The sequence below is a fragment of the Clostridium sp. AM27-31LB genome, assembly GCF_003480745.1.
GTDB lineage: Bacteria > Bacillota > Clostridia > Lachnospirales > Lachnospiraceae > Butyribacter > Butyribacter intestini.
In genome coordinates, this window is sequence record NZ_QUJS01000001.1 from 832,342 (window position 1) to 841,568 (window position 9,227).

General features: G+C 34.0%; 9 protein-coding genes. 8 read left to right on the top strand and 1 reads right to left on the bottom strand.

Annotated features, from left to right (window positions below; all coding sequences use genetic code 11):
* Positions 1-45: 45 nt before the first annotated feature.
* The 3 genes from DW721_RS03295 (at position 46) to DW721_RS03310 (ending at position 2,602) form a co-directional block, all read left to right on the top strand.
* Positions 46-282, top strand: coding sequence for an HTH domain-containing protein (locus tag DW721_RS03295; protein ID WP_118744782.1), 237 nt, complete (start codon positions 46-48; stop codon positions 280-282).
* Positions 283-719: 437 nt separating this feature from the next.
* Positions 720-2,141, top strand: a complete 1,422-nt coding sequence (locus DW721_RS03305) for a YARHG domain-containing protein (RefSeq protein WP_118744847.1) — start codon at positions 720-722, stop codon at positions 2,139-2,141.
* A gap of 44 nt (positions 2,142-2,185) precedes the next feature.
* Positions 2,186-2,602, top strand: a complete 417-nt coding sequence (locus DW721_RS03310) for a hypothetical protein (RefSeq protein ID WP_118744784.1) — start codon at positions 2,186-2,188, stop codon at positions 2,600-2,602.
* An 18-nt stretch (positions 2,603-2,620) separates the two neighbouring features.
* Here the strand turns inward: DW721_RS03310 and DW721_RS03315 are convergent, their stop codons facing one another.
* Positions 2,621-2,935, bottom strand: coding sequence for a helix-turn-helix transcriptional regulator (locus DW721_RS03315; protein ID WP_022013491.1), 315 nt, complete (start codon positions 2,933-2,935; stop codon positions 2,621-2,623).
* Positions 2,936-3,189: 254 nt separating this feature from the next.
* Here DW721_RS03315 and DW721_RS03320 point away from each other — a divergent pair, with 254 nt between their 5' ends.
* From DW721_RS03320 to DW721_RS16315, 5 genes are all read left to right on the top strand, one after another.
* Entirely contained in the window at positions 3,190-5,499 is a 2,310-nt protein-coding gene (locus tag DW721_RS03320) for an Ig-like domain-containing protein (protein ID WP_182436183.1), read from the top strand.
* A 113-nt stretch (positions 5,500-5,612) separates the two neighbouring features.
* Positions 5,613-6,875 carry a hypothetical protein gene (locus tag DW721_RS03325; RefSeq protein WP_147355375.1) on the top strand — a complete coding sequence of 421 codons (1,263 nt, stop codon included), beginning with the start codon at positions 5,613-5,615 and terminating at the stop codon, positions 6,873-6,875.
* A 29-nt stretch (positions 6,876-6,904) separates the two neighbouring features.
* Positions 6,905-7,675 (top strand): hypothetical protein, encoded by a 771-nt coding sequence (locus DW721_RS03330; protein ID WP_118744787.1) that lies wholly within the window; start codon positions 6,905-6,907, stop codon positions 7,673-7,675.
* A 12-nt stretch (positions 7,676-7,687) separates the two neighbouring features.
* Positions 7,688-8,659, top strand: coding sequence for a hypothetical protein (locus DW721_RS03335; protein ID WP_118744788.1), 972 nt, complete (start codon positions 7,688-7,690; stop codon positions 8,657-8,659).
* A gap of 268 nt (positions 8,660-8,927) precedes the next feature.
* Positions 8,928-9,227: AAA family ATPase (locus DW721_RS16315; RefSeq protein WP_243035930.1), on the top strand; the 300-nt coding region annotated here is incomplete at its 3' end.

Sequence of the window (9,227 nt, forward strand, 5' to 3'; positions counted from 1 at the left end):
AATTTGTTAGCATATGACCATCAAGTGATACAGGGGGATTTTTTTATGAGATACAGTAAGAGTTACAGGGTGCTCAGGCTTTATACATGGCTTGAACAAAGAAAGACCATAAGTCTGTCAGGTACGGCAGCAGATTTTGGGATAGATGAAAGGACGGTGCAGAGAGATATAGCTGATATAAGAGCATTTCTGGCAGATTTTAATACTGAAACCGGAAAAAGAAGAATAATCAGCTATAACAGGGGAAAAGACAGCTATGTGATGAAAATTGATGGTATGTAAATGAATGTACTACAGAAATTCTTTGTTTGGAAGATTCCTAGAGCACATATGATAAAAGGGGAGTAGTGTGATGTGGATAAAACATTTTATTAAAGGTGGTGTTAAATATTTCGGGACAAAAAATTTGACAAATTAAAAATAATATTCCGGACGACACATAGTGTCGTGGACGGGTAGTATAATTGAGCAGAAATGAAAAACGGAAGAAAAGGAGTGGATTCAACTATGTTATTATGGATAATAATTTATATTGTTGCATCATATCAGTGCCTTAATTATGTATGGTATTCAAGGCGCATTTATGTTATTTCAGATACTTTTGGTTTTTATATTAAAAAGCTATTGATATCAATCTTTTTTGGATGGGCAATAATACCGTTGGCATTACTTATGAGTATTTTTAAATTTTAGTTTAAAGAAAATGTGAGGTGAAAAATATGGATAGTACAAATAAAACCACATCAAATTTTTGTAGTAATTGCGGAAATAAACTAAATGATGGTATGTTGTTTTGCGATAAATGTGGAATGAAAGTTGGAACGGATAAAAGTGATTTAGTGAGTTCTTCTGTAAATGAAAAATCAAAGAATGGCACCAAAAAGTCTAAGCCGGCAAAAAGAATTGTTTTGGTGGTGGTGATAATATTAGCAGGAATGTGTGCGATGCTTATTAAGGGGAATAGTAAAAAATACATAACACAGGTAAAAAAATCACATTACTCAAAATATAACAGCGTGACATACGAAATGGCATTTAAATTGTATGGTAAAGGGGAAAAGTGGTCATATTTTAAATCAGATAAACATGAAAATATTGTTGAGTATGAAACGAAGGCTGAATATCAGGGAAAAGACGCAAAGATAGTATTGCAATTTATGTGTCAGGGTAACAAGGTAGAATGTGTGTATTTTGGACATGATGGGAAAGATGGAACTAAGAATGAGATAAATTTATATCTGGAAAGTGTTTTTGCAAGTTATATAACAAAGGGGGCAAAACGAGATCTTACATCATTGATAAATAAAAACATTGACAGGATAGGGATGGATTATTGTCTGGTATCTGATGAAACATTTGATGAGGATGATGGAATAAAAATGCTGAAAAACGGATGTTGGAATATTACGGATGCAGACGGTGATGGTTCAATAGATATGATAGCGGTCTCAGCAGAAAATAAATACAATATATTAGGATTACAATATGGTGAAAATTATAGTGATATAAGTAAAAAAATTTCATCAGATTATAAAGTGAGTAAAATTGAAGATGGAGGAAATGGTATTACATACGCAAAAAGTGATGATTACTATTTAAGAATTAAATATCAAAATTCAGAAATTACAGAGATTGTTTTTACTAAAAATGATCCTGAGATAATCGGCGAAGAATCAGAAGACGATGGTTCTTTAGGAGAAACAAGTGATAACAGCGATACAGATGAAAGTGACGCATCTGATTTTTGGAGTGATTCTGATTCGGATGCCGGCAGTGACGACGCCGGCAATAATGATGAGGATGATTCAGATAAGAGCAGCAGCACTGATACTAAGACAGATGACAAACCGGATTTATCGGCAGAATTGGAATATGATGAGCATGATGATTATATTCTTGATTCAAGTGATTCGAGATATGTCAAAAAATCAGAAGTATCCAAAATGTCAAAAAAGAAACTCAGACTTGCAAGAAATGAAATATTTGCAAGACATGGCTACATATTTGATTCAGCAGACTTAAATAAATATTTTAATGACAAAAACTGGTACATTCCATCAATCAAACCGTCAGAATGGAGCGACAGTTTGTTAAATAAATATGAAAAGAAAAATATAGCACTGATAAAGAAGTACGAGTAAAGGGTTTTATAAAATCAAAAACGAATAAACAGGAGGAAAAAACAATGAAGATTAAGAAGATTTTATGTTTTTTATTAGCAGCAGTTTTAGTAATTGAAGGTGGTGAAGGATTAGTAAGCAGGAAAGCAGAGGCGGCAATAAATTATACGGGAAGTTATTATAAACATATAAAAACAAAAAAATATGAAGAAGAATATGGAATATCAATGAAAAAGAAAAGTGCATATAAAGGAAAGATAGGTCTTTTTAAACAAGATGCGTATATGGGCGGAGATGATAGAATTGTTTGTGATATAAATATAAATCTTTACAAGGTTGGAAAGAACAGTTATGAGGGAAAAAAGGGTAAGGCTAAAATAAAGGTTAAAGTATATAAAAACAAGATAGTGATAAAACAAAAAGGAAATACGGAAGGGTTGTACACAGATATGAGTGGCACATATAAAAAAATGAAAAAATAGCCTGCGTAAATCTGAAATTTATTCATATTTACGCATGGCATGAAGCGTTTCGTTGATAATGTTTAAATCACGGTCAGGGCATTGTCTTAAGAGATTTATGGTGTTGTTAAGAAGTCTTGAATTTTTAGGGGCATCGAAAACAACATCATCAAATGACATACCAAGAACAGTCATTATTTTTATAAGCAATGGAACTGATGGAAGACGATGTTCTGACTCGATATGTTTAAGATGGGTAACGGATATACCGAGTTTTTCAGACAGGTCTTCCTGTGTGATATTTGCTTTTAGGCGGGCATTTCTTATTGCATTGCCAAGGCAGCCTTTTTCCATAGGGTAGTCCTCCTTGATTAGTAATATGATAGGATTTTATAAAAAGCATATGATAAAAGTTTTATTTTATGACAGGTGTAACTAAAACATACATAGATAATCATATAATGAGATTAAATTATTGACGATTAGCTTTTAGGGATATTATCTATATCTAAAAGAGAAAAACAGATACGAGCAGGAAAAGAGATTAGTGTGAAAGACAAAACCTTTCGCACTATGCACAAAAAATGTGTGCAGAAATGAGGATTATTATGAAGATTAAAAAAATTATTTCGATAATATTGGTGGCGGCACTTTGTTTTACGATGGCACCACTCAAGGCAAATGCAAAAGAGGAAACAGAGAAGGAATTTAAAGAGATAAGAACTATAGAAGATTTATATGCGATTAATAACGACACCAGTGGCAATTACAGACTGATGAACGATATTGACATGACAGAGGAAACTGCAAAAGGCGGTTCATGGGATACGGGACACGGCTGGACACCAATAAATGAGTTTAGTGGCGAATTTGACGGAAACGGGTATCGAATTAAAGGGATGAACATTTATGGAAATCCTGGAAATTATGTAGGACTGTTTAAGAGTATTTGGGGTGGAAAAGTTTATAATCTTGGAATGGCAGATGTAAAGATTGGGGATTTAGACGAAATTAAAGATGTAGGTTGTTATATTGGGACTGTTGCGGGAGAGATAATCCGTGGCGTGGTATCAAAGTGTTATTCAAGCGGAAATATTGTATGTCCTAAGAATAATAATAATAGAATGTATGTAGGAGGAATAGCAGGGGATATAGAAGGTTATCCTCGTGGTGATAATAGTACATCTATTAGTGAATGTTATAATACATCTAAGATTGACAATAGTGCAAATGCTGATAGTAAATATAATAGGGGTTATATTGGAGGGATTGCAGGATATAGTGAGTATAACAGGCAGGCAAAACAATGCTATAATGTAGGCAAAATCTCAGGTTCAGGAGTAGTAATCTATACCCATGTCGAAAATTGTTATTATCTGGAAGGAAGTGCCACTGATGAATCTGGGGATGCAACCAAATTAACGGAAGCTCAGATGTCTAAGCCAGGGGTGTTTACAGGTTTTGATTTTGAAAATACATGGGAGATTGACCCTAACTCTACTTATAAATATCCCCAGTTGAAAGGAAATCGCCAGCAGCGTGTGGAGGGGATTTCGATTGAATCATTGCCAAATAAATTAGATTATACTCAGGGCGAGGATATAAATACAGATGGTGGAAGTATAAAGATTACATATGAGGGTGGTTATGATACAACGGTACTGCTTACAAAAGATATGCTTTCAGGTTATAATATGTCGATTGTTGGAACACAAACTGTAAAGGTGAATTATGGCGGTAAAACAGCAGAATTTGAGATAAAAACAGGGGAAATTGCTGTTACATCAGTATCAATTACAGGAATTAACACGATTCCAAAAGGAACGCAGATGAAATTGAGCGTTTCGGTAGCTCCTGAAAATGCTACTGACAACAGTGTAAAGTGGAGCAGCAGTGATGAGAGCAAAGCGACAGTAGATGCTGACGGAAATGTGACGGCACTTGCCACGGGAGAAGTGACGATAACGGCAACAGCATCAAATGGAGTAAGTGCTGCTCATAAATTAGCTATAACAGCACCATGTGTATTGCTTATGCTTGACGAGTCATCGGTTACATTATATAAAGGTGATACGAAAGAGATAGGGACAAAACTTTCACCGATAGATACGACAGATAAAGTTGTCTGGAGCAGTTCAAATTCTAATATTGCTTCTGTAGGTGATTCAGGAGTGATTACGGCAGTATCACCGGGAGAAACAACAATAACTGCAAAAGCAGGAAATGGAAAAGCAGTGTGTCAGGCAACAGTAAAACAAAATCTGAGCAGTTTTTATATTGTAGGAGTGGCGGACAAAACATATACCGGAAATTCGATAGAACAGGATATAAAAGTTACTGACGGAAATGTTACATTAAATAAAGATGAAGATTATACTGTTTCATATTCTAACAATATAAATGTGGGAACGGCTGAAATAACAATATCCGGACTCGGTTATTATGAAGGTTCAATAAAAAAAGCGTTTAATATAATGTCAAAGAAAAATGATAATGTAATTAGTAAACCTGACAATACAAATAATAACAATGATAATACAAACGATGATACAAATGATGATGCAGACGATGACAGTGATTATGTTTTTGGTGTAGATGACAACGAAGATAATAATACAGCTAAAAAAATAACTGTAGGAAAAGTTACTATATCAAAAGTAAGAAATATTAAAGGCAGAAAGATTGAGATTAAATATAAAAAAGTAAGTAAAGCAAAGGGATACCAGGTGCGTTATTCACTGAAATCGAATATGGGTTCAAGCAAAACAAAGACTACTGTTAAGACAAAATATACTTTAACATCATTGAAGAAAAAGAAGAAATATTATATTCAGGTGAGAGCATACCGTTATAAAACTTCAAAGAAAAAAGTATATGGAAAATGGAGCTCAAAGAAATCCGTAAAAGTAAATAAGTAAATTTCAAAACCGAAAACCTGTTGTTACTTATATAAAAACAATAAACATTGCCGATAGTTGACAGTTAGCTTTAGGAGATATATAATATCTCCTAAAGAATGGAGGGAGGTACATTGGCAAGAGAGATTGATGATATTGCTAAGAGAAAAAAATATAAGCAAAACCAATATGGAGATAGAAAATCGCGAAAGGATGATTATACCGGTGAACGTGTTTTTAGTGGCAATACTAAAAAAGCGATAAAAAAACATCCAATTGATAAAATATCAGATACAGATCATGTTACACCGATAAAAGTAGTCCAAAGCCGGTATAAAGGGCTTTCGGATGATCAGCAGAGAATTATTGCAAATAGTGAACACAATTATGCGATTACAAATTCTAAGCTCAATAGGAGCAAAGGTGGTCTTGAAAACCATGAATATTTGATGCGGCAGACTTTAAAAGGTGAAAATCCCGGTTTAAAAACATCTGCCAAAATGCTGGAAAAAGAGGCGGAAAGCCGCATTGCAATGCGTGTGCAGGCAACTGCAATGTACGCTGAAAATGTTGTGCATAAAATAAGTGATACAGATTTTGCAATGAAAGCTAAGGGAATAAATCAGGCAGGAAAAGAAGAAGCTGTTAATTCGGCAATATTTGCTTCTGCATTGTCAGTGACAACAAATGCGGTTTCAGTTGTAAAAGGAGAAAAAGATTGCAAGGAAGCGGTTAAGGATACTGTTAAAGACACCGTGACAGCTGCAGCCGCAGGTTATGCAACAGGAGCCCTGATGAAGCAGATTGCATTAGAACATACAGAAGCTTCAATCTTAGTAAATGGTTCGGTTCAAATAGCAAAGCAGGTGCTGTCTCTGGCAAGCGGGGAGATAACAACGGATGAATTTATTGCTAAAACAGCGGAGACAGCAGCCTATATAACAGCCGGATATATAGGTAAATGTGTTGGTGGTGCGATAGGAGAAGTGCTGATTCCGATACCTGTTGTAGGTGCATATATAGGTCAGTATGTAGGAGAAGTTGTTACCACACTGATATGTTCTAACCTTATTGATACAATTCGTTTTTCTAAAGAATTTGAAAAAAGAAATTCGCAGGTTATTGCTTTATATAAAAGAGCAGAACATGAAATCAGAGCATCTCAAAATACATTAAAGTGTATTATCAATAAGGAAAATGGTAATCTTGTAAAAAATGTAAGTGATGGTTTGCAGGATATATTAGACGGCATAAAAAATAATTCCTATGATAGTATTTATGGTGGAATAATAAGCATTGGAAATGAGTTTGGTATGACAGAAAATGATTTTAAAAAGGATTTAATAACTAAAGACAATATTTTTTCAGGTTCAGATGAAACAATAATATTAGAATAGGGGGGATTATTATTACGAGTGAAGTGCTTTTGGGAATATTGTTCGCACAACAGATTAACAAATCAGCTAAGTTAGATAAAGAGGCGACAAAGAAGAATATAAAAGCGTTTACAAAGATAGCAGATGCAAATGCCAGGCTGGAAAAATGTCAAAGCGACCTTTTAAATCAGTTGCAAATAAATGCAAAAAGAAAAAATGGATTAATAACATACCATTTGAGTATGTTTCAGGAACAATATAGTATTATAAGAAAAATTCAGTTTGGCAGGGGAAAAGGAATTGAAGAAATTGAAAAATTAGATGTGATACAAAATCAAATCAGACAATATGTTGAATTGCCGGCCGTAACAAGCGGAATGATAATGAAAAAATCGCAATATGCTATATCGTTTGCACTTATGGGAATTGGAGGCGTAATGATAAAAGAGTCTAAAATGAATTTAAAAACCGCTTCTAAAAATAAAGCAATGGCAAGTGCAGTGACTGCTCAAATTGATTCAATATGTATAGCATTAGAGGGGATTACACAGCATACTATGATAATTACAGAATTGCTGGAAAAACTTGGAATGTTGTATATGAAGTCAATAAAAAATATAAGTATTATTTTAAAAAATAATGGCTTGGATTCAGAAAATTATTCAGAAGATGATATTAATGCATTAAATGTATCATTGTCATTAACAAAGTTAATTTATAGAATAATAAATACTCCATTATTAGATGAAAATGGAAATATTGAAAAAGAGTCCATTAAAGTAATACAGCAGGGAAGAGATATGTTAAAACAGATACAGTAGAGGAGGATGAATATGAGAGGAAGCTTAAAAATTAACAGCAATTGTGTCGGTTGTGGAAGTTGTTTGGGACTTGGATATAATTTTTTGGAAACATCATCAAACGGAGATCTGAATGTAAAATCCGGAACGATTCTTGATGATGTCAGCGAAGAATTTAGAAATTTAAGTGAGATATGTCCCGTAAAAGCATTTGAATTAGATGAGACAGATAACGAAGAGAAAGTATTAAGTGATTTGATTAAGCAGTTAAAAGAGTACAAAGGTTTGGAAAATCCAAACGAAAAGCAGCTTAAATTTGATAAAAATGAATATACGATTCCGATACCGGCAGCGTCAGGAGAATACAGATATGATTATTCAAGTGACGGAGCGGCTGAGAGTGCAGCATTGCGTGAGTTCGAGAGAGCAATGTACTCACAGGTAGACAGTATAATTTTAAATATTATCACTGAATACAGAGTAATTCATTTGAAGCCATATTATACAGAAAATCCTGAAGAGGGAAGTGTATATGCACAGTGTAATGAAAGAGTAAGCAAAATACTGGAAGGAATAAAAACAATACTTGGGGACAGGCTGCCGCAGGATTTTGTAAATGTTGATGTATTTCCAAACAGGGATACAACATGGAAAATGCTGAAAAAGGGCGAACTTGTTTCGGATGAACTTATTTCAGGTGTGAAATCAGAATTTGACTACCCGGCTTCACAGTATGACTGTTATTGGGATACGGATGATATGGAAGTGGAATGTGGAAGTGACTGGAGAGGAAACCCAAAATATAAAGACAGGTATTGTTACCAGAATATCAGAGCGGCATTTCAGGAATTAGCAAAAGATTTATTGACATCATGCGGTTATGCATCAGATAGGATAGAAAAACAGGCAAAAGATGCTGTTGAATGGCTGGTTAAATTATATAATGACGAATTGAAAAAGGTTATAGCAGATAAAATTAACCAGATAGAAAAAGCGGATAGTTGAAGATGCAGGGATAAGGGTGTCACTTAATCGGTATATGCTCAAAGAGCAAAATATATGGCTGGGTAGATGGAAAATATGTAAAAAAATTATAGTGCAGGAAAAGGCAATTATCGCAATAACATAACAGTTGTGATAGTTGCCTTTTGCATTTGCTGCCTTTACTTTGTTTTGATGTAATGTTATCATAAATACAGTAGAGTGATTTCGTGAATAAAAATAAATATGAATGAAAAATAAAAATGTGTTAGAGTTGTATTGGAGGGATACTATGAAAAAAATAGCAATAGGGAAACAAAGTTTTGAGGATATAAGGAAAAAAGATTGTTTTTATATAGATAAGACAGATTTTATAAAAGATTGGTGGGAATCTGCTGATGATGTGACACTTATCACCCGTCCGCGCCGTTTTGGAAAAACATTAAATATGGATATGTTAAAGTGTTTTTTCTCAAATCAATATGAGGGAAGAAAAGAGCTGTTTAAGGGACTTGATATTTGGAAAGACGAGGAGTATAGGAAGTTGCAGGGGACATATCCTGTGATATTTTTGAGCTTTGCAGGGATTAAA

Bases quoted from the DNA above. Each gene is read 5' to 3' on its own strand.
- DW721_RS03295 (WP_118744782.1), top strand. From the start codon at position 46: ATGAGATACAGTAAGAGTTACAGGGTGCTCAGGCTTTATACATGGCTT.
- DW721_RS03305 (WP_118744847.1), top strand. From the start codon at position 720: ATGGATAGTACAAATAAAACCACATCAAATTTTTGTAGTAATTGCGGA.
- DW721_RS03310 (WP_118744784.1), top strand. From the start codon at position 2,186: ATGAAGATTAAGAAGATTTTATGTTTTTTATTAGCAGCAGTTTTAGTA.
- DW721_RS03315 (WP_022013491.1), bottom strand. From the start codon at position 2,935: ATGGAAAAAGGCTGCCTTGGCAATGCAATAAGAAATGCCCGCCTAAAA.
- DW721_RS03320 (WP_182436183.1), top strand. From the start codon at position 3,190: ATGAAGATTAAAAAAATTATTTCGATAATATTGGTGGCGGCACTTTGT.
- DW721_RS03335 (WP_118744788.1), top strand. From the start codon at position 7,688: ATGAGAGGAAGCTTAAAAATTAACAGCAATTGTGTCGGTTGTGGAAGT.